Genomic DNA, 18,056 nt, shown 5'->3' on the forward strand with positions numbered 1-18,056 from the left:
ATGCCTGAGCCGCACCCCCCGCACTCCCCGCACAGCCTCACCGCCGGCCCCGTCGCCGGACCTCCCGCTCGACCCGCCGACGAACCCGCCGCTCGACCCGCCGACGCACCCACCCACGAACCCGTGGACGAACCCGTGGACGGGCCGCTCGCCGGCCTCGTCGTGGTCTCGCTCGAACAGGCGGTCGCCGCACCGTTCGCGACCCGTCAGCTGGCCGACCTCGGTGCCCGCGTCATCAAGATCGAACGGCCCGGAACCGGGGACCTGGCCCGCGGTTACGACCGCACCGTGCGCGGTATGTCCAGCCACTTCGTGTGGCTCAACCGGGGCAAGGAGAGCGTCCAGCTCGACGTGCGTTCGCCCGAGGGCAACCGGCGACTGCACGCACTCGTCGACCGGGCCGACGTCCTGGTGCAGAACCTCGCCCCCGGGGCCGCTGCCCGGCTCGGCATCGACAGTGCGCAACTCGCCCCGGACCACCCCGGGTTGATCACCTGCGACATCTCGGGATACGGAAGCACCGGCCCCCACCGCGACCGCAAGGCGTACGACCTCCTGGTACAGGCCGAGGCCGGACTCCTCTCCATCACGGGCACCCCGCAGACACCGTCGAAGGTCGGCCTGTCGATCGCCGACATCTGCGCCGGGACGTACGCCTACTCCGGCATCCTCACGGCCCTCCTGGAGCGCACCCGGACCGGCCTCGGCACCCGGCTGGAGATCTCGATGCTCGAAGCGCTCGGCGAATGGATGGGATACGCCGAGTACTTCACCCGCTACGGCGGTGCCGCGCCCGCCCGTGCCGGCGCCAGTCACGCCACCATCGCCCCCTACGGCCCGTTCCCCACCAACGACGGCCAGAGCGTGATGCTCGGTCTCCAGAACGCCCACGAGTGGGTGGCCTTCTGCGAGACCGTCCTGCGCCGGCCGCGGCTGGCCGAGGACCCCCGGTTCCTGGGCAACGCCGACCGGGTCGCGCACCGCGACGAACTCGACGCCGTCGTACGGGAGACCACCCTGGGCCTGAGCACCGCGGACCTCGTCGACCGGTTGGACGAGGCCCGCGTCGCGCACGCGCGGCAGCGCACCATGAGCGAGTTCAGCGAGCACGCCCAACTCCTGGCCCGCGGCCGCTGGGCCTCGTTCGACAGCCCCGTGGGGGAACTGCGCGGGCTCATCCCGCCGGTCACGGTGCCCGGACGCAGGCCTGCCCGACTCCGGCCGGTACCGGCCCTCGGCGAGCACACCGCATCGGTTCTCGCCTGGCTCGACGCGCCCCTTGAGCCCTCACCCGAAGGAAGATCGTCATGTCCACTGAACTGACCGGCGTCCTGGTCCTGGCCGTCATCTTCGTGCTGGCCTCCCTCACCGGCCTCAACATGGGCATCCTGGCCCTGACCGCCACCTTCCTGTTCGGCGCCGTCTGGCTCGGCCATCCCGCGAAGGAGGTGCTGGCGGGCTTTCCGGCCGAGATGCTCGTCGTGCTGGTCGCCGTGACCTTCCTGTTCGGGATCGCGCGCACGAACGGCACGGTGGACTGGCTGGTCCACTCCGCGGTCCGGGCGGCCGGCAACCGGGTCGCGGTGGTGCCCTGGCTGCTGTTCCTGCTCGCCACGCTGATGTGTGCCACCGGTGCCGCCTCCCCGGCGGCCGTCGCGATCGTGGCGCCCATCGGTATCACCTTCGCCGTGCGCCACGGGATGAACCCGCTGTACGCCGGGCTGATGGCCGTCAACGGAGCCGCCGCGGGCAGCTTCGCGCCCACCGGGATCCTGGGCGGCATCGTCCACTCGTCGCTCGCCGCGAATCACCTGCACGTCGACGGCGCCGCGCTGTTCGGGGGCACCTTCGCCCTCAACCTGGCCGCCGCGCTCGTGACCTGGCTCGTCTTCGGCCGCCGCCGCGGCACGGCGCCCGCCCCGGCGGCGGGGGAGGAGAGCACGGCGGGGCCCGAGCCGGTGCTCGGCGTCGAGCAGGCAGCCACCCTGGTGGCGGTGGTGCTGCTGGTTCTCGGCACCACCGTCCTGGCCCTGGACACCGGACTGTTCGCGCTCACCCTGGCCGCCGCCCTGGCCGTGGTCTTCCGCACCACGGCCCAGCGGGCCGCCAAGGAGATCGCGTGGCCGGTCGTACTGCTGGTCTGCGGGATCGTCACGTACATCGCCCTGCTGCAGCAACTCGGGATCGTCGACTCGCTCGGAAGGACGATCGCGGTCGTCGGCGCCCCGCTGCTGGCCGCCCTGCTGATCTGCTACGTCGGCGGCGTCGTGTCGGCCTTCGCCTCCACCACGGGCATCCTCGGCGCGTTGATGCCGCTCGCGGCCCCCTTCCTGGCCTCGGGCTCCATCCCGACCACGGGCCTGGTCATCGCACTCGCCTCGGCGGCGACCATCGTCGACGCGAGTCCCTTCTCCACCAACGGCGCACTGGTGGTCGCCAACGCGCCGGAACCCCTGCGGACACAGACGTACCGCGGTCTGCTGCGGTGGGGCGCGAGCATGTGCGTGATCGCCCCCGGCGCGGCCTGGCTGACGTTCGTGGTGTTCTGACTCCGAGCGGCGGCCCGGGCCGCCGCTGGTACCCCGTCAGGGCAGCCCCGGCGACCGTTCGCCCGTCCTCGGTCAGCGTGAGGGCGAGCAGTCCTCCGGTGAGGGACTCGGCGACGGCCAGCGTGCTGCCCGCCGCGGCGAGGGCGGCGTGCAGCTGCCGCGTCAGCGTCGCGCACTCGTCGATGGCCGTGGGCATGGTTGGCTCCTTCGTACGCGCCGGACGGCGTCCGGGTGCTCGGCGCAGCTCCTGGCCCGGCAGCCCGCAACGCCCGCCGGAGCATCGGCCGAAGGCCTGCTCCGGCGGGCGCGGGTGACAGGAGGCGAACTGCCCGTCAGCTGGTCGGGGCGGGGAAGCGGTCCCGGACGCGGTGGGCGCCGAGCAGCTCCACCAGGCCCGTGACCAGGTCGGCCGGGTCGTCCGGGACGAGCACACCGGCGGCTTGGGGGTCGACGGCGGCCGACACCCAGACGGGCCGGGCGGCCGTGGGGCCGGCCACGGGCTTGGCTTACCGGTAGGCCTCGTTGCCGCGGCCGCAGCGCCCCCCAGCCGCGGGATCGCCCGTGCCTGGGACGCCGGGCACGACGACCGCGCCCTGGTGGACCGGATCTGCCGCCAGGCACCGGCCTGGCGGACGGTTCGGCCATCCGGAGCGAGCGGCCGGTGATCGCCTTGTGCCTGTGCCGCCGCAGCCGCCTCTACCCTTTCTGCGACACCAGCCGCCGCCGCTCCCTCCCGCCGGCCGACCGGCGCCCCGAAGGCGACGGCACCGACGGGCCGGCCGGGGACGCCCGCGAGGCGTAGCCCGGACGGCTGGGCGCGGACCCCGACACCCGGGGCACCCACCACCGGGCCGCCGTGACGCGCTCCGGGCCGGCCGGGCGAACACGTCCGGGGTGTCCACGCGAACGCGCCCGCCCGGGTCAGGACGCCCGCCCGGGCCAGGACCCCGGGGGTCGCCGCCGGGTCAGGAAACCAGGGCCGGGGACTCCTCCAGCGGGGCGAGCAGCGAGCCGCGCCGCTGCTCCCAGCAGTCGAGGATGTGCCGGGCGAGTCGCTCCTCGGTCAGCGAGCTGGCGGCCGGCCCGAAGGCGATGTCCTCCTCCAGCTCGGGTTCGTCCCTGAGCAGCGTCTCGATGACGCCGTGGCGAACGAGCTGTTCGTGAGCGGCGTCCGCCTCGATGTGCTCCCGGTAGAACGCCGTCCCTGCCGGTCCCGCGCCCAGGCGTTCGAAGACTGCCGCCAGCCGGGCCGATCCGGGCGATGAGGTGATCTCCACCCCCGCGAACTGGCCCACCAGGGCTCCTCGGTGCGCACGGTGCAGGGCGAACATCGACATCAGGTTCACCACCGCCAACGCGGGCGCCGGCACCACGTCGAGGTAGTGGCCCTACCCGGCGTCCAGGCCGAAGTCCACCATCATGTCGGCGAAGAGCCGCGAGTGGACGCGATCGGGGCGCCCCCCGCCGTACTCGTCGTACTCGATCGCCACCAGGGCAGCCTGGGCGGCGCCGTGCAGCCGCGGGATGACCCAGGCCTGCGGATCGGCCTCCTTGAGGTGGTACAGGGACCGGTGCACCAGGTATTCGCGGACCTGCCGGCGGTCCCCCTCGCGCAGCAGGACGTGCGAGCACCGGTCCCTCGCCGAGTGCCGCCCGGGAGGAGATCAGCTCGATCACGGCACGGGAAAGGGGCCCCGGGCGTCGGGCGGACGGGGCTGCGAACCTGCGGTGCTTACACCCACGGGATGGAATCTCTGATCGGTCTGCTCTCTCGGCCACGGGGCGCCTACCCGTCGGCGCCGCGGCGAAGCAGAGCACCGGGTCGGCCGAATCAGGTACCGCCGCGTCGTCGGCTCCCCGGACCCACGCTGTCGCCGCGGAGAGCGGCAGCGACGGCCCAGCCCAGGTCGTCCCGCCGGGGCTAGAGGATCGCGTCGGCGGCCTTCTTCAGGGCGCTGGGCTGCTCCGGCCGGCGCGGTGCCTTCGCGCGCGCCTCGATCAGGCGGGTGCCGATCTCCTGCAGTTCCTTTCTGCCCAGCGCGTCGCGGACCTTGGGGAACCAGTCGTTCTCCTCCTCCTCGATGTGGTGGGTCACGCTCTCGATCAGCACGGTGGTCTTGGCGTCGAAGCGCTCGTCGTCGGGGCTCATCGCGGACAGCTCCGCGCAGAGCAGGTCGGCGACGTGGTGCTCCTCGTAGGACTCCAGGATGTCGCTCTCCAGGGCCGGCACGAGCCTGCGCACCTCGGGGTACATCACCTCGTTCTCGATGTAGGTGTGCACCGTGAGGGCCTCCAGGATCTGATTCACCAGGTCGGCCTTCTCCGCGTCGGCGTCGTCGCCGGCGCTGGTGAAGGCACGGAACAGGCGGCGGACGTCCTTGTGGTCCTCCTTGAGGAGAACGATGGCGTCGGTGGACATGAGGAATCCCCTTTCTGCATTCTGCGAGGTGTGCATCCCGTGTCCCCCGTCGGGATCCCGTGCATACCTGTCCGCGGCCGAACGGGTGGGCGGGGTCAGCGGCGTCCTCCGGCCGATGCCGTGGGCCGCCCGCCGAGACGATCGGGACCACCCGACCAGCCGGGCCTGCTCGCGCACCACCCGCCGGCCTTCTGCCCGCCCTGGGCGGAGCAGGGACCGTGCGGCAATCCGCCCGCTGTCCGCCGCGGAGAAGAGACTCCGACCCGCACGCGCACCCCGGTTCCATGGCGTCGGCGCGCCGTGGGTGCCGGGCGGCCGGTGCCGGGCGGGTCAGGCGCGGTAGTTGCCGTCGCTGTCCTCGGTGGGGGTTGCGGGCCGGGCGAGGAGGGCGAGGAGGCCGGAGATCTCCTGTCCGGCCTCGGCGGCGTGCCGGAACTGCCCGCCGGAGGGAATCGTGTAGTGGTTGCGCCGTCCTTCCCGCGAGCGCACCAGGTATCCGGCTTCTTCGAGGTCGGCAACGATCGCTTGCACGGTCCGCTCGGTCACCTGGCAGATCGCGGCGACGTCACGCAGTCGGACGGTCGGGTCGCGAGCGATGATCACGAGTACGCGAGCATGACTGGTCAGGAAGGTCCATTCCTGACGCTCGGCGGCTGCCTTGACGGGCTGCTGGTCACTGCGCTGCATGTCTCCACCATGCGTCATCCGGTTCGCGTCATGCAATGCCTGAAATGGGATTCGTGAATATCTTGACGGGTCGTGGTGGGGCGGTTCAGCATGGAGGAAGACCTCCTTGCAGCCCCCGTGAAGGAGCACCCGTTGCGACACCAGGGCCACGCCCCCACCCACCACGCCGAAACCCCGCCACCACCCGGATCACCTCGGCCGAGTGAACCCCGGCCGGTGCGGCGGGTCGGCCCCACCGCCACGGTCCGGCCGGTGGCCGCCGCGGCAGCGGACGGCGCGCTGCCGCGCATCCGCACCGACGCCGTGGGCCCACCTGGACCGCCCGTTCGGGCTCGCGCCGCCAGTCGACCGGTCGACCATCACTTCCGCATCGACCTGCACACCTGAAAGGGAAGCACGTGAGCGACACCACCAGGCCGGACTTCACCGCAGTCGTCCGCGACACCCCCGGCGGCCCGGTCATCGAGTGCGCCGGCGACCTCGACCTGGACGGCGTGCCGGTCCTGCACCAAGCGCTGCGTCGCGCTCTCGCGACCCGCCCGCTCCCGCCGACGCTGGTGATCGGCCTCGAAGGTGTCACGTTCTGTGACTCCTCCGGCCTCAACGGCCTGCTGAAGGGCCGAATAGAGGCCGAGCGTCAGGGTGTGACGATCCACCTGGGCCGCCCGGCGCCCACCGTCGCACGGGTTCTGCAGATCACGGGCGCCGACCAGGTGTTCCCGGTCGACCTGGGCGATCACACCTCGCCGCGCACCCGCAGCTGACCGACAGGCCCCGCGGGTGCACCGAAGTGAGGAGCGGGAACGGAGGGGTCAGCCTGCCGGGCCTTCCACACGCAGCCGGGCCTGCTCGGCCAGCCGGTCCAGGCTGCCGTCCAGGGCGGCTTCGACGGCCTCGGGCGGCGGCCGGCGGCCGGAGTCGGAGAAGGGCTGCCGGCGTGGCGATCGGGCGACGTGCCCTCGGACACCGCGTCCGGTGACGGACGGCACCCCCGCCGGTACCAGAGGGATGCCGGCAGGCATCGGAGCAGGTGATGGGGGCGTGAGGAAACCCGCCGCCCCGACACGGGCCGCCGCCCGCGCCGCGGTCCTCCTCCGCCCCGGACAGCGCCCGGGCGCCCCCGGCCGGTCCGGTTGATGTTCGAACCCGGTCAGGGGTTGCGGTGGTGATGGAGCAAGGCGGGTGTGCCGAGGCCGAAGAAGTAGGACGGGGCCGGCGATCCGCTGTCGGGGTCGCGGGGGCGTACTTGGAAGCAGGCCCAGCTGCAGAAGGTGGTGGGGTTCCAGGGCGCCGGCAGCCCGCACTCGGCGCAGGTCATGAACGGCGTGGGTCTGACGTCGGAGGTCTGTTCCATGACGATCGCCTCGTCCCGCCGGGTGCCCCCGGCTCAACGGTACGCTCCTACGCGATCAACCCTGTCTGCTGTCGATGCGGGCCCGGCCCGTCGCCCGTGCCGGCATCCGTGCGGTCCCATGCCGTTGCCGAGGAGGACCGGGGGTCGAGGGCGTGGCGTAGGGCGGGCAGGTCGGTGAGGGTGGCTTGTTCGGCGAAGCGGGTGAGGAGTCGGCGCAGCACGTGCTCGTCGCGGTCGTGGACGGCTTCGGTGAGGGCGGCCAGGAGGGACACGCGAGTGCGCGGGGCATGTGGGGCGGCCGCGGGTGTCCCTGCTGGCTGCTGCCCTTCCATCGTCGGCCTCCATCTGATCGTGGTGCCGGCGCCCGGCGCCGGTCCGCCCTGTTCAGGACCGAAGACTATCTGTCCATCGAACAGCGGAAAATCTAAGCTGGCCGGAGTAGACATTACCGCATCTCGTGGTTGGTGTTTCTCTCGTAGCAAGCAGTCGAGAGGTGCCCGCCAGACACGAACTGGCGGGCAGCAGTGCGAGAAGTTCGCAGGTCGGCACGGTTGCAGGGTCCTGAAGCCACGGTTGGTGCAGTACGGCGACGGGATCGGCGGCCGGGCCCGGTGGCCCGCAGTGATCAGGGGCCACCACCGGCGGTTCCGCGGTAAGAGCGTGCGGTACCGGCAGGTGAAGTCGAGGTGAGCGGTACCAGCAGTGGCAGTAAGCGGTATCCCAGCGAAGGCGCCGGGCTGCGGGCGCGCGTGCTGGGAGGTTCGGCCGGTGGGGTTCCAAGCCAGCGAAAGTGCAGGACGGGCGACGGGGCTGGCCGGCGGACCAGGTGACCCTTCGAGGCCGCCACGCAGAACCGAGTATCGAAGCAGTATCCGTGTTCAGAAGAACCAGCAGTGCCGTAGTGCGCAGGTCAGTACACCCACAGGATGAACGGAGGGGACGGAGCACCATCAGGATCGCCCGGCCCGTGAGGCTTTTTCGTCCGGGCGGACACCGCAGACCCCCAGCTACGAAGGACGGTGGTTTCCGGTCACGCATACGCGATCCCCGCACACCCCATCCCCCGGGGCAGTGCGGACCTGAGGAACCCGGCCCGAGGCCGGTGGATGGTGATGTATCCCTTCGGGGCCCCGGAGCCGCAACGGCGACGGGGCCCCTCGCCGCGTCCCCGAACCGGATGAGAAGGAGGCCATGGCCGCGACCGCCGTCCGACCCCGCACCCCCGGCTCCGATCCCGGCCCGGGTGCCCTCGACGCCACCTTCGAGGACGAGGACTACCCCGCCTGCACCATGAGCCGGACCGTCGAGATGACCGGCACCACCGTCGGCTTCCTGCGCGCCCTCGGCGACCAGGGCGTCATCACCCCCCTGCGCTCGGAGGGCGGCCACCGCCGCTTCTCCCGCTACCAGCTGCGGATCGCCATGCGAGCACGCGACCTCGTCGACCAGGGCACCCCCGTCGACGCCGCCTGCCGCATCGTCATCCTCGAAGACCAACTCGAAGACGCCCTGCGCCTCAACGAGGAACTTCGCAAAGCCGCCGACACCCCGAACCCCGCGGCCGAACCCGGACACCCGGCCCGGCCCGCTGCCCGTGCGGGCGGACAGCAACCGTCGCCGGAGCACACCGTAGGACACCCGCTTCGAGGCCGGGGGAGCTGTAGGTCCGCCCATCCGCCTGTCGGTACGCCACAGGGCGGGGTGTGCGCGCCGGGGTGCAGAGTGTGCGCACCCGGTCCGGGGGTCGGCGGACGATACGACGGCGATTGGGGGGTTTGGGACTCGCGGCTCGGTGAAGACGAGTGCTGACACCGGCTTTACTCGGCGAGGCAGGGAGAAGCTCATGGGCATCATCGCTTGGATCTTGATCGGACTGTTCGCGGGTTTCATTGCGAAGGCACTGATGCCGGGCAAGGACCCGGGGGGTGTGATCGTGACGATCCTGATCGGGATCGCGGGCGGCCTGCTGGGCGGTTGGCTGGGCAAGGTCATCTTCGGCGTCGACTCCATCGACGGCTTCTTCGACCTCTCCACCTGGATCGCGGCCATCGTCGGCTCGGTGATCCTCCTCGTCCTCTACCGACTGGTCACGGGCAACAAGCACCACCACCGCCACGCCTGAGCGTTCCGGCCCCGGCCGGCGAGAACGGCTCCCCCTCTCCCCGAGGGCGGAGCCGTTCTCGCTGTCCGCCCCCGCCCGCTTCCGCCCCAGCCCCGGCGGGTCGTCTTCGATCAGACGGTCGGGTCGGGCATGATCTCCCGGACCTCTTGCGCACACCGGCACGCGGCGGCGAACTTGGCAGCCCACTCCAGCGCGTCCTCGCGTGAGGGCAGTACACCCCCCGCTGGTGCCTCGCTCCCCGCCGGGAAGCGCGGTTACCTGGAAGAAGGCCCCCGGACGGCAACGGTCCCGGGCTCCCCTTCCGGCAGAAAGGACCTTCCCATGCGCGGAGCAGTGATCCACGCCCCCGGCGACGTGCGCTTCGAGACCTTGGACGACCCGAAGATCCTCAAGCCCACGGATGCGATCATCCGCACGGCCGTCACCTGCGTGTGCGGCTCCGACCTGTGGCCCTGGCGCGGCCTGGACGCGACCGACGAGGCCCACCCGATGGGCCACGAGTACGCCGGCTTCGTCGAGGAGGTCGGGGCCGAGGTCACCGGCCTGCGGCCCGGCCAGTTCGTCGTCGGCTCGTTCGCCACCTCCGACAACACCTGCCGGAACTGCCGCAACGGCTTCCAGTCGAACTGCCTGCACCGCGAGTTCCTGTCCACCTGCCAGGCCGAGTACATTCGCATCCCCGACGCCGCCGGCACCCTGGTCGCCACCGACGACGTGCCGGACGAACGCTTCTGGCCCGGCCTCCTGGCGAACTCCGACGTGATGGGCACCGGCTGGTGGGCCGCCGACGCCGCCCGGGTGAAGCCCGGCTCGACCGCCGTGGTGGTCGGCGACGGCGCCGTCGGCCTGTGTGCGGTGATCGCCGCGAAGGAGATGGGCGCGGAGCGGATCATCGCCATGTCGCGCCACGAGAGCAGGCAGAAGCTCGCCCTGGAGTTCGGCGCCACCGACGTCGTCACCGAACGCGGCGAGGACGGCGTGGCCCGGATCAAGGAGCTGACCGCCGGCATCGGCGCCGACAGCGTCCTGGAGTGCGTCGGCACCGCCCAGTCCATGCAGCAGGCCCTGCACAGCGCCCGGCCCGGCGGAAGCGTCGGCTTCGTCGGCGTCCCCCACGACGTCGCGATCGACGGCCAGGAGCTGTTCTTCTCCCACGTCGGCCTGCGCGGCGGCCCCGCCCCCGTCCGCCGCTACCTGCCCGACCTGATCGACCGCGTCCTGACCGGCCGCATCGACCCGGGCAAGGTATTCGACCTCACCCTGCCCCTGGAGCAGGTCGCCGACGGCTACCGGGCGATGGACGAGCGCCGCGCCGTCAAGACCCTGCTCAAGCCCTGACCCCACCCCTGGAGGCACCGCCGTGCAGATCACCCGCAGTTCTCTCGACACCGTCAAAGGCCCGGCCGACTGGTTCACCGGCGACGTCTACATCGACGCCGTCGCCGCCGCCCCCGAGCCGTCCCGGGTCACCGCCAACCTGGTGCACTTCATGCCCGGCGCCCGCACCCACTGGCACCGCCACCCGCTCGGCCAGACCGTCTTCGTCACCGAGGGCACCGGCCTGTGCCAGCGCCGCGGCGGCCCCGTCGAAGTCATCCGCCCCGGCGACCGAGTCCTGTTCGAAGCCGGTGAGGAGCATTGGCACGGCGCCGCACCGAACCGCCTGATGGTCCACCTGGCCATCAACGAGGGCGACGCCGACCACGACGTCGTCCACTGGCTGACCCCCGTCACCGAGGAGGAGTACGCCACCGCCCCGGCCGCCGACTGACCCGACCCCTACTCCCGTCGAGGAACACCTGCCCATGCGAGTGAACGCCTACGCCGCCCCCGCGGCCGGCCGACCCCTGGAGCCGACCACCGTCGAACGTCGTGACGTCGGCCCGAACGACGTCCTGATCGCCATCAAATACGTCGGCATCTGCCACTCCGACATCCACACCGTCCGGGGCGAGTGGGGCCCGCAGCCCTTCCCCGTCGTCCCCGGCCACGAGATCATCGGCACCGTCACAGAGACCGGCGCCGCCGTCACCGCCCACCGCGTCGGCGAGCGCGTCGGCGTCGGCTGCATGGTCAACTCCTGCGGCCGGTGCGCGCCCTGCCTGAGCGGTGACCAGCAGTACTGCGTGGACGGCCCGGTCTTCACCTACGCCTTCACCGACCACGACGGCACCACCACCCAGGGCGGCTACTCCACCCACGTCGTCGTCGACGCCGGCTTCGTGCTGTCCGTCCCCGACAGCCTCGACGCGGCCGCCGCCGCACCCCTGCTGTGCGCGGGCATCACCACCTACGCCCCGCTGCGCCACTGGGGTGCGGGCCCCGGCAAGCAGGTCGCCGTCGTCGGCCTCGGTGGCCTCGGCCACATGGCCGTCAAGATCGCCCACGCCCTGGGCGCCGAGGTCACGGTGCTCTCCCAGTCACTGAAGAAGCAGGAGGACGGCCGCCGCCTCGGCGCCGACCACTACCGGGCGACCTCCGACCCGGACACCTTCACCGAGCTCGCCGGCCGCTTCGACCTGATCGTCAACACCGTCAGCGCCGACCTCGACGTCAACGCCTACCTCGGCCTGCTGACCCTCGACGGCGTCCTCGCCAACGTCGGCGCCGCCCCCGGCCCGATGACGGTCGACGGCTTCCTGCTCGGCAGCGCCCGCCGCGTGCTGACCGGTTCGATGATCGGCGGCATCGCCCTGACCCAGGAGATGCTCGACTTCTGCGCCGAGCACGGCATCGGCGCCGACATCGAGGTGATCCCCGCCGACCGCATCAACGAGGCCTACGAACGCGTGCTGGCCTCCGACGTCCGCTACCGCTTCGTCATCGACACCGCCACCATCGGCTGACCCACTCGGGCGCGAAACGGCGAGCCGGCCACCTGCCGGCTCGCCGTTTCGCGCGGACAGGCGGCCGGGTCCGGCGGCCAGGGACGTACTGCCGGTTTACGCCCTTCGTCAGGAAGGCCGGCCGGCCGGTCGTCCGTCGGCACGGGCAAGGTGATGACCGTCTGGGCCTCCTCGCTGATCACCGGTCAGTTCGGTCGGTGGGCAGCGCCGTTGGCGATGACGTCGTCGGCCGACGCCGGGCTGTCCGCGCGCAGCAACGCGTGCCCGCCTGTGCCGGAGAAGTTCGTCCACGCGGTCTTCCAGGCCTTCTCCGTGAGGGGCTGGTGCACGGTGACGGCTGCGGATTGCCTGCCCGGCTGTGCCAGCATCGCTTGAGACATGATCGGGACATCTCGGGGACGAGCGGGTGATGAAGGCGGTTCTAGCATGAAGGCCTTCGACATAAGGAAGTTGGAACATCCCATGCGCTCACGAGTCGTCCTCGCCGCACTTGCGGTCGCCGCACTCACGGTGACGGCCACCGCCTGCGGCCCGGAGAACAGTGACCCGGCCTCCGGCAAGGGTGCCGCTCCGACGACTGCTGCCGCCGCGTCAACCGCTCCGCCGGCCGCCGCGTCCCCGACCGCGGCTGCCACGCCGGCCAAGTCGGCGAAGCCTGGGGCCGCTACCTCCGCCTCCGCCTCCGCCTCGGGCGGCAAATCCGGCTACGGCCAGGCCTGCGGCGCCAACGACCTCACGTTCGGCGCGAAGATGGAGACCCAGGCCGGCGGCTACATCCAGATCTCCGCCAAGGCCAAGCCCGGCATCACCTGCGTCCTGCCCGGCGAGCACCCGGTCATCGCCTTCGGTTCGGGCGGCATCGAGGCGGCCAACGCGGAGCAGGCCGTCGGTCGGCCGATCACGCTCACCGGCTCCGCAGTCGCCTATGCGGGGATCAACCCGAAGAGCACCAACAACGATCAGGTCGTGGAGTTCAAGGACGTCATCATCGGCGTCGGCGCCGCGGATCCGAACCCTGCGAGCATTCCTGTCGGCTCCGTCAAGGTCGACAAGCCGGTCGTCACCAACTGGCACACCGATGCGAAGGACGCTGTCCCCGGCGTCTGATGCATCCCGCTCTTCCGGGAGCCCTGGCGATTCCCCGCACCGGGCCGCTTCCTGGGCGGACGCAGCGGCTGGTCCCGCCGTCCCAGGCGGTTTCCGCACGCGGATGCCCGGCGAGGGCCGGGCGGGCCGTCATGGGCCGTTGACGGCCTCGGAGTTGTCGCACGGGCACACACACCACGTGATCATTCCGAGGCCGTCGCCATCGCCATGCCCGGAGAGCAGATCCCGACCGTCACCCCCCGCCCATGGCCAGCCACCCGACAGGCGCTGAGCCGTCGGCGCCGCCGTCCGGTGCCGCCCGGGCCCGGCCGGCGGCCAGGACGCGCTGCGCAGGTGCCGGCCTCGGCCGGTCTTCTCCAGGGCGTGCTGGAGTTCGTCGCGGGTCATGGCGGAACGGTGGGGGAGGCCCTGTTCGGCGGCCCGCTTGTAGAGCTCGGCTTTGGTCAACCCGGACAGGTCGTCCTTCCGGGGGCCGGCGGCGGTGGCGGTCTTCCTGCCGGTGGCGCCGGTCGCCGGCCGGGCCGCCCGAGCTGAGGTGCTCTTCTTGCCTCTGGTGTCCTTGGGTCGGTGCCCGGTGGAGGTGGGGCCGGTCGCGGCGCCGGCCTGGGTCCCGGCGCCCGCCCGGTTCTTCGTCGCCTTGCCCGTGGTCTTCGCACCGGTATCGGCCGGCGCCTGCTGTCCTCGGCGTCGGTGGGCGTCAGCCGGCTGCGCCCCGTACGTCGCGTTTCCGCTTTCACTGTGTCGTGTCGGCGTCGGATGCCGATCACGCCGGCCCCTGTGAACGCGCGGGAGGTCCTTGGCGCGGGCGACGGGCGGCTGCCCAACCCCGTGGGGCAGCCGCCCGTCGCCCGGACCGGGGACGCAGTGTGGTCAGTGGTTGCTGGTGGTGGTGATGTCGGCGATGTGGTTGTAGCGCTCCAGCAGGACGAAAAGCTTGGTCTTCCGGGTGGTGTCTCCGCTGCCGTAGGTGAGGGTGACGATGACCTCGTGGCCGTTGCCGACGGCGCCGTTGTCGGTGACGGTCCACCGCGCGGGGACGTTCTGGGCGTGCAGGACGCCGTCGACCCCGTTGCTCTCCTCCCAGGTGGCCAGTCGGGTGGCGAGGTCGGGCGTCAGGTAGTGCTTGCGCAGGGCGGTGGCCAGCGCGCGGTCGGGGTCCTCGTAGTCGCCCTTTGCGTCGATGTACGCGCCGTAGAAGTCGGCGACCCGGGTCACCGCCTGGCCGCTCGTGCCGCCGACCGATCCCGGTGCCGCGGCGGGCAACTGCGCGGCGGCCTGGACGTCCGACCCCGGGGCGGCGGCCGCCTGCGCGGCGGCCTGGAGGGTCGCCTGGGCCGGCATCTTTGCGGGGGTGTGGTCGGCGGCCTGGGCCGACATCTGGGTGGACACGCCGAGTCCGACCGCCAGGACGAGAGCGGCGGCGGCGGCCGCGCGGCGGCCCGGACAGCGGTGTGTGAGGGACTTCCTGTTCATGTGCGTTTCCTTTTCCGGTTCGTGGGTGAGTGCTCCCGGCGGACTCCGGCTCTCCTGCCGAACGGACCTGCCGGCTCGTCGCCGCCCCTGCCCGCGTCCGGTCCGAGGACGCGGGCCCGACCGTCCTTCGCCCCGGGGTCGGCCGGTTGGCGGCCGGCCCAGGTGGGGTGGCGAGCGCCGCACCTCGGGTGTCGGGGCATGGAGGTGTCCCGGTGCGCAGGGTGCGGGGTGGGCGTCGTTGCGGTTTTGCTGCCGGGGCGGTCGCTCTGCCTCGGCCGGTGCGACACCCAGAGCTTCCAGGACCTCGGGGATCCACCACAACAGCCGCCGCCGGACCTGCAACGGTGGAACCATCCCACCCCTGTTGAACTGCGGAAACAGGGAGTCCTGGGATGCCGTCCCGGGATGCTGGGGCTGGTGACCGACCCCTCTCGCCTGCCGGTCCCGTCGTCCCGGCTGCTCCCTGCCCACCGCTCGGTCGCGGTCCTCCCGTCCCGGGCGGCCGTCTGCCGCTGCCAGCCGCCGCCCGTCGCCCGCCGCCCGTCGCCCGCCGACCAGACCGGCTCTACGGGCTCAGCCTGGCGGCGGCGGGCCGGTGGTCGCTGGTGGTGGCGGGCAGGGTCCAGGCCGCGGTGGCCGGCAGGTTCCGGGACATGATGTGGTCGATCCTGGCCGACGGGAAGGCAGCCGGCCAGGTGAACCCGAAACCGCCGCCTGCGGTGTCCTGCGCGGAGCTCAGCCGGCTGGTCAGCGGGCCGAGGGCGTGGTCCCCGGCGGCGGTATTGAGGTCGCCGAGCAGCAGCACCCTCCAGGACACACCAACCAGCGCGGCGTCGAGATCAGCGAAGCCCTCCTCCAACTCACCGACCTCGACAACAACCCGCCCGAGCTCCACCTCGTCGACCTCGCCGACACCACCCGGGACGCCGTCGCCGCCGTCCGGAACGAGGCCGCCGACCTCGGCATCACCCTCACCACCGACTGCCGACCCGCCCCCACCACCGGCAACCCCGTCCAGCTGCGCCAACTCGCCGTCAACCTGCTGCAGAACGCGCTGCGCCACAACCTCCCCACCGGCGGATCGGCCGCCGTCACCACCGGCACCGACCCCCCCGCCCCGGCCGGGTCCAGCTCACCGTCACCAGCACCGGTCCCTGCCTCACCCCCGAGAGCGTCGCCACCTTCACCGAACCCTTCCTCCGGGGCCGCGCCCGCACCGCACAGGCCGACCCCGCACGCCGAGGGCACGGCCTCGGCCTGGCCATCGTCGTCGCCGTCACCGACACCCACCACGGCGAACTGCGGCTCACCCCCGCCCCCACCGGCGGCCTGCGCGTCACCTTCGGCCTGCCCGCCCGCTGAGCCCACGACGCCAGGCGCCGGGCCGGGTCTACCGGGTCTTCCCCCGTGGGTAGACCTCGGCCAGGAGGGCCAGCAGGTACTGCGCCACCGGCTCCGGGTCGCCGGCCCGCACCCAGGTGTAGACGGCGGTGCGCGAGCGTCCGTCGAGGCTCTGCAGGATGTATCCGTCGATCAGGCCGTCGGCGCCTTCGCGCTCACGGGCGAGGATCTGGCGGGGCCGGTCCAACTCCTCGACCGGGATCAGGGTCTCGACGTCCTTGGCGCCCGGCCGGTCCCTGAACTGGTGCAATGGTCGCGTCGTCGTCCAGGTGGCCGTGGCCGGCGTCGATGATCGCCCCGATGAGGGTGCGGGCGGCTTCCCGGGATGCAGGGCGCGGGTGCGGACGATCAGGCCCCGCAGGTCGACGTTCTGGGCGTTGCGCTCCAGCATGCCGTCCGTCAGCATCACCAGCCGGTCCCCGGGCCGCAGGTCCAGGGACTGCACCAGGTAGGTGTTGGTGGGGGCGGCCCGGACGAGGCCGAACGGCAGATCGACTTTCGGGACGATCTCCTGCACGTTTCCGTCGCGCAGCCGCAGTGGCCAGGGGTGCCCGGCGTTGACGAACTCGGTGGTGCCGTCGAGCAGGCTGATGCGCAGGAGCTGGCCGGTGACGTATCCCCGGCGGCCGTGGTCCCGCATGGCCTGGTCGGCCTGGCGGGCCTGTTCGTCGAGTCCGGCCCCCGCCCGGCGTGCCCGGCGCAGCGCGCCCACCACGAGGGTGGCCAGCAGCGCGGCGTCGACGTCGTGGCCCATGGCGTCGGTCACGGACAGCTGGACGGTGTCCCGGTCGATCACGTAGTCGAAGGTGTCGCCCCCGACGTGGTCGGCGGGCTCCAGCGCCCCGGCGACCGAGAACTGCGCGGCCTCGCACGCCAGCGACGCGGGGAGCAGCCGGTGCTGGATCTCCGCGGCCAGGTTCACCGGGACGGTGCGCCGGCCCCACTGGTACACGTCGGTGAAGGACCGGTCGGCGATGACGATGTACGCCAGCGCGTGCGCGCTCTCGCCGATTCAGCACCGTCTGCCGGCGGGCGGGCGGGCGGGCGGGCAGCAGCACCGCCAGCGGGGTGTAGGTGCCGGCGATGATCAGGAAGCTGTTCGCGTGCTCCAGCCGCCGCAGGACCGCCTCTCCGCGCGGACCCCAGGTTCCGCGGTGGTAGACGGCGCTGGTGGCGAACAGCAGGCAGGCCGACAACGCGAACACCGCGCAGGCCGCCAAGGCCGCGGCCGAGCGCGACAGCGTGATCAAGGCGATGCCGCCGGCCAGCGCAAGGGGAACACGCCGGCGTGCAGCCAGCCGCGCATGGTCGGTTTCAGCGCGGCCGCCGTACGGGCGTCGCCGCCCTCCCGGTGGGGGATCGTCCTGGGGGCGGTCAGCCGGCCGGTTGCGGCGGCCGGCCGGTCGACCGTGGAGGTGGGGTGGGTGCTGGTCGTGATGCCGGGGTGGGGCTGAAACTTCCCTCTGTGTCCCGGCGGCCGGGTGTGGTCGGCGATCATGCGCTCAGTCCAGGAAGGGGGGTGGAAGGGTGCGGCCGACGTCGCCGCACATCATCCGGACAACATTCGGCCCCGCGAGGGCAGGCGTCCACCGCCGGCCGGCGCCGCGTGGGGAGTCGGTCCGGCTGCTGCCCGTCCACCGTCGGCCTCCCGTCGTCCGTGCTGCCATCCGTGCTGCCGGCGCCGTTGCGGTGCCGGGCCGCCCTGTTCGGGCTGAAGACAACCTTCCTCTCGAACAGCGAAAAATCTGTGCTGGCGGAAGTAGACATCGCATCGTGTCGTGGTTAGTGTTTCTCTCGTAGCAAGCAGTCGAGAGGTACCCGCCAGACACGAACTGGCGGGCAGCAGTGCGAGAAGTTCGCAGATCGGCACGGTTGCAGGGCCCTGAAGCCAGAGCAGGTGCAGTACGGCGACAGGCCGGTGGCTGGGTCGGGTGGCCCGCAGTTGTCAGGGGCCGCCACGCAGCGGTACCGCGATCACGTAGGTGCAGTACCCAGCAGTCGCGGTACGAGGTATCCCGGTGAAGGCGCCAGGACTGCGGGCGCGCGTGCCGGGAGTTCGGCAGTGGGGTTCCAAGCCAGGGAAAGTGCAGGACGGGCG

20 protein-coding genes and 5 pseudogenes are annotated in these 18,056 nt (G+C 72.3%); 12 read left to right on the forward strand and 13 right to left on the reverse strand.

Annotated features, from left to right (window positions below; genetic code table 11):
- Positions 1-1,323, forward strand: a complete 1,323-nt coding sequence (locus OG689_RS39610) for a CoA transferase (protein ID WP_266326668.1) — start codon at positions 1-3, stop codon at positions 1,321-1,323.
- The gene (locus OG689_RS39615; protein ID WP_266326670.1) at positions 1,308-2,549 is read left to right on the forward strand and encodes an SLC13 family permease; all 1,242 of its coding nucleotides are present in this window, start codon (positions 1,308-1,310) and stop codon (positions 2,547-2,549) included. The genes OG689_RS39610 and OG689_RS39615 overlap by 16 nt, the downstream gene beginning before the upstream one ends.
- A gap of 332 nt (positions 2,550-2,881) precedes the next feature.
- Here OG689_RS39615 and OG689_RS39620 read toward each other — a convergent pair whose 3' ends face one another.
- Positions 2,882-3,046 carry a hypothetical protein gene (locus OG689_RS39620; protein WP_266327794.1) on the reverse strand — a complete coding sequence of 55 codons (165 nt, stop codon included), beginning with the start codon at positions 3,044-3,046 and terminating at the stop codon, positions 2,882-2,884.
- A 42-nt stretch (positions 3,047-3,088) separates the two neighbouring features.
- On the opposite strand from OG689_RS39620, the pseudogene OG689_RS39625 reads away from it, so the two are divergent.
- Together OG689_RS39625 and OG689_RS39630 are read left to right on the forward strand one after the other, a co-directional pair.
- Positions 3,089-3,199, forward strand: a pseudogene (locus OG689_RS39625) (methyltransferase); the annotation flags it as partial.
- 11 nt (positions 3,200-3,210) lie between these two features.
- The gene (locus OG689_RS39630; RefSeq protein WP_323189368.1) at positions 3,211-3,351 is read left to right on the forward strand and encodes a hypothetical protein; all 141 of its coding nucleotides are present in this window, start codon (positions 3,211-3,213) and stop codon (positions 3,349-3,351) included.
- Positions 3,352-3,514: 163 nt separating this feature from the next.
- On the opposite strand, the pseudogene OG689_RS39635 reads toward OG689_RS39630, so the two are convergent.
- From OG689_RS39635 to OG689_RS39645, 3 genes and pseudogenes are all read right to left on the reverse strand, one after another.
- Positions 3,515-4,177, reverse strand: a pseudogene (locus OG689_RS39635) (iron-containing redox enzyme family protein); the annotation flags it as partial.
- A gap of 293 nt (positions 4,178-4,470) precedes the next feature.
- Positions 4,471-4,968 carry a hemerythrin domain-containing protein gene (locus tag OG689_RS39640; RefSeq protein WP_266326672.1) on the reverse strand — a complete coding sequence of 166 codons (498 nt, stop codon included), beginning with the start codon at positions 4,966-4,968 and terminating at the stop codon, positions 4,471-4,473.
- Between the two features lie 330 nt (positions 4,969-5,298).
- Positions 5,299-5,655: a helix-turn-helix domain-containing protein gene (locus tag OG689_RS39645; RefSeq protein WP_266326674.1), complete on the reverse strand. Its 357-nt coding sequence runs from the start codon at positions 5,653-5,655 to the stop codon at positions 5,299-5,301.
- 398 nt (positions 5,656-6,053) lie between these two features.
- Between OG689_RS39645 and OG689_RS39650 the strand changes: the two genes are divergently transcribed.
- Positions 6,054-6,419, forward strand: coding sequence for an STAS domain-containing protein (locus tag OG689_RS39650; protein ID WP_266326676.1), 366 nt, complete (start codon positions 6,054-6,056; stop codon positions 6,417-6,419).
- Positions 6,420-6,467: 48 nt separating this feature from the next.
- On the opposite strand, the gene OG689_RS39655 is transcribed toward OG689_RS39650, so the two are convergent.
- The 3 genes from OG689_RS39655 to OG689_RS39665 all read right to left on the reverse strand — a co-directional run bounded on the left by OG689_RS39655 (position 6,468) and on the right by OG689_RS39665 (position 7,281).
- Positions 6,468-6,677 carry a hypothetical protein gene (locus OG689_RS39655; protein WP_266326678.1) on the reverse strand — a complete coding sequence of 70 codons (210 nt, stop codon included), beginning with the start codon at positions 6,675-6,677 and terminating at the stop codon, positions 6,468-6,470.
- Positions 6,678-6,805: 128 nt separating this feature from the next.
- A complete protein-coding gene (locus OG689_RS39660; protein ID WP_266326680.1) occupies positions 6,806-7,009 on the reverse strand; it encodes a hypothetical protein in 204 nt (67 codons plus the stop codon).
- 47 nt (positions 7,010-7,056) lie between these two features.
- Positions 7,057-7,281 carry a hypothetical protein gene (locus tag OG689_RS39665; RefSeq protein WP_266326682.1) on the reverse strand — a complete coding sequence of 75 codons (225 nt, stop codon included), beginning with the start codon at positions 7,279-7,281 and terminating at the stop codon, positions 7,057-7,059.
- Between the two features lie 1,018 nt (positions 7,282-8,299).
- On the opposite strand from OG689_RS39665, the pseudogene OG689_RS39670 reads away from it, so the two are divergent.
- The 5 genes and pseudogenes from OG689_RS39670 to OG689_RS39690 form a co-directional block, all read left to right on the forward strand.
- Positions 8,300-8,566: pseudogene (locus OG689_RS39670) on the forward strand (MerR family transcriptional regulator); the annotation flags it as partial.
- A 286-nt stretch (positions 8,567-8,852) separates the two neighbouring features.
- The gene (locus tag OG689_RS39675; protein ID WP_266326684.1) at positions 8,853-9,131 is read left to right on the forward strand and encodes a GlsB/YeaQ/YmgE family stress response membrane protein; all 279 of its coding nucleotides are present in this window, start codon (positions 8,853-8,855) and stop codon (positions 9,129-9,131) included.
- Between the two features lie 321 nt (positions 9,132-9,452).
- Positions 9,453-10,469 carry a zinc-dependent alcohol dehydrogenase family protein gene (locus OG689_RS39680; protein WP_266326686.1) on the forward strand — a complete coding sequence of 339 codons (1,017 nt, stop codon included), beginning with the start codon at positions 9,453-9,455 and terminating at the stop codon, positions 10,467-10,469.
- A gap of 22 nt (positions 10,470-10,491) precedes the next feature.
- Positions 10,492-10,902: a cupin domain-containing protein gene (locus OG689_RS39685; protein WP_266326688.1), complete on the forward strand. Its 411-nt coding sequence runs from the start codon at positions 10,492-10,494 to the stop codon at positions 10,900-10,902.
- 34 nt (positions 10,903-10,936) lie between these two features.
- Positions 10,937-11,977: an NAD(P)-dependent alcohol dehydrogenase gene (locus OG689_RS39690; protein WP_266326690.1), complete on the forward strand. Its 1,041-nt coding sequence runs from the start codon at positions 10,937-10,939 to the stop codon at positions 11,975-11,977.
- A gap of 185 nt (positions 11,978-12,162) precedes the next feature.
- Here OG689_RS39690 and OG689_RS39695 read toward each other — a convergent pair whose 3' ends face one another.
- A complete protein-coding gene (locus tag OG689_RS39695) occupies positions 12,163-12,345 on the reverse strand; it encodes a hypothetical protein (RefSeq protein ID WP_266326692.1) in 183 nt (60 codons plus the stop codon).
- A gap of 94 nt (positions 12,346-12,439) precedes the next feature.
- On the opposite strand from OG689_RS39695, the gene OG689_RS39700 reads away from it, so the two are divergent.
- Positions 12,440-13,084 carry a DUF4232 domain-containing protein gene (locus OG689_RS39700; protein ID WP_266326694.1) on the forward strand — a complete coding sequence of 215 codons (645 nt, stop codon included), beginning with the start codon at positions 12,440-12,442 and terminating at the stop codon, positions 13,082-13,084.
- Positions 13,085-13,954: 870 nt separating this feature from the next.
- Here the strand turns inward: OG689_RS39700 and OG689_RS39705 are convergent.
- Both OG689_RS39705 and OG689_RS44945 read right to left on the reverse strand, forming a co-directional pair.
- Entirely contained in the window at positions 13,955-14,557 is a 603-nt protein-coding gene (locus OG689_RS39705; RefSeq protein WP_266326696.1) for a hypothetical protein, read from the reverse strand.
- Positions 14,558-15,122: 565 nt separating this feature from the next.
- A complete protein-coding gene (locus OG689_RS44945; protein ID WP_323189369.1) occupies positions 15,123-15,620 on the reverse strand; it encodes an endonuclease/exonuclease/phosphatase family protein in 498 nt (165 codons plus the stop codon).
- A gap of 17 nt (positions 15,621-15,637) precedes the next feature.
- Between OG689_RS44945 and OG689_RS45090 the strand changes: the two genes are divergently transcribed.
- Entirely contained in the window at positions 15,638-15,919 is a 282-nt protein-coding gene (locus OG689_RS45090; RefSeq protein WP_354536924.1) for an ATP-binding protein, read from the forward strand.
- A 28-nt stretch (positions 15,920-15,947) separates the two neighbouring features.
- Here the strand turns inward: OG689_RS45090 and OG689_RS39715 are convergent, their stop codons facing one another.
- The 3 genes and pseudogenes from OG689_RS39715 to OG689_RS39725 all read right to left on the reverse strand — a co-directional run.
- Positions 15,948-16,145: a hypothetical protein gene (locus tag OG689_RS39715; RefSeq protein ID WP_266326698.1), complete on the reverse strand. Its 198-nt coding sequence runs from the start codon at positions 16,143-16,145 to the stop codon at positions 15,948-15,950.
- A pseudogene (locus OG689_RS39720) lies at positions 16,114-16,970 on the reverse strand (PP2C family protein-serine/threonine phosphatase); the annotation flags it as partial. The gene OG689_RS39715 and the pseudogene OG689_RS39720, both read right to left, overlap by 32 nt.
- Before the next feature lie 37 nt (positions 16,971-17,007).
- Positions 17,008-17,456, reverse strand: a pseudogene (locus OG689_RS39725) (hemolysin III family protein); the annotation flags it as partial.
- Positions 17,457-18,056 lie beyond the last annotated feature (600 nt).

Source organism: Kitasatospora sp. NBC_00240 (assembly GCF_026342405.1).
Classification (GTDB): Bacteria; Actinomycetota; Actinomycetes; order Streptomycetales; family Streptomycetaceae; genus Kitasatospora.

Excerpts from the sequence above, each read along its gene's own strand:
- OG689_RS39695 (WP_266326692.1), bottom strand. The coding sequence starts at position 12,345 with ATGCTGGCACAGCCGGGCAGGCAATCCGCAGCCGTCACCGTGCACCAG.
- OG689_RS39680 (WP_266326686.1), top strand. The coding sequence starts at position 9,453 with ATGCGCGGAGCAGTGATCCACGCCCCCGGCGACGTGCGCTTCGAGACC.
- OG689_RS39705 (WP_266326696.1), bottom strand. The coding sequence starts at position 14,557 with ATGAACAGGAAGTCCCTCACACACCGCTGTCCGGGCCGCCGCGCGGCC.
- OG689_RS39700 (WP_266326694.1), top strand. The coding sequence starts at position 12,440 with ATGCGCTCACGAGTCGTCCTCGCCGCACTTGCGGTCGCCGCACTCACG.
- OG689_RS39655 (WP_266326678.1), bottom strand. The coding sequence starts at position 6,677 with ATGCCTGCCGGCATCCCTCTGGTACCGGCGGGGGTGCCGTCCGTCACC.
- OG689_RS39615 (WP_266326670.1), top strand. The coding sequence starts at position 1,308 with ATGTCCACTGAACTGACCGGCGTCCTGGTCCTGGCCGTCATCTTCGTG.
- OG689_RS39645 (WP_266326674.1), bottom strand. The coding sequence starts at position 5,655 with ATGCAGCGCAGTGACCAGCAGCCCGTCAAGGCAGCCGCCGAGCGTCAG.
- OG689_RS39610 (WP_266326668.1), top strand. The coding sequence starts at position 1 with ATGCCTGAGCCGCACCCCCCGCACTCCCCGCACAGCCTCACCGCCGGC.
- OG689_RS39660 (WP_266326680.1), bottom strand. The coding sequence starts at position 7,009 with ATGGAACAGACCTCCGACGTCAGACCCACGCCGTTCATGACCTGCGCC.
- OG689_RS39690 (WP_266326690.1), top strand. The coding sequence starts at position 10,937 with ATGCGAGTGAACGCCTACGCCGCCCCCGCGGCCGGCCGACCCCTGGAG.
- OG689_RS39640 (WP_266326672.1), bottom strand. The coding sequence starts at position 4,968 with ATGTCCACCGACGCCATCGTTCTCCTCAAGGAGGACCACAAGGACGTC.
- OG689_RS39675 (WP_266326684.1), top strand. The coding sequence starts at position 8,853 with ATGGGCATCATCGCTTGGATCTTGATCGGACTGTTCGCGGGTTTCATT.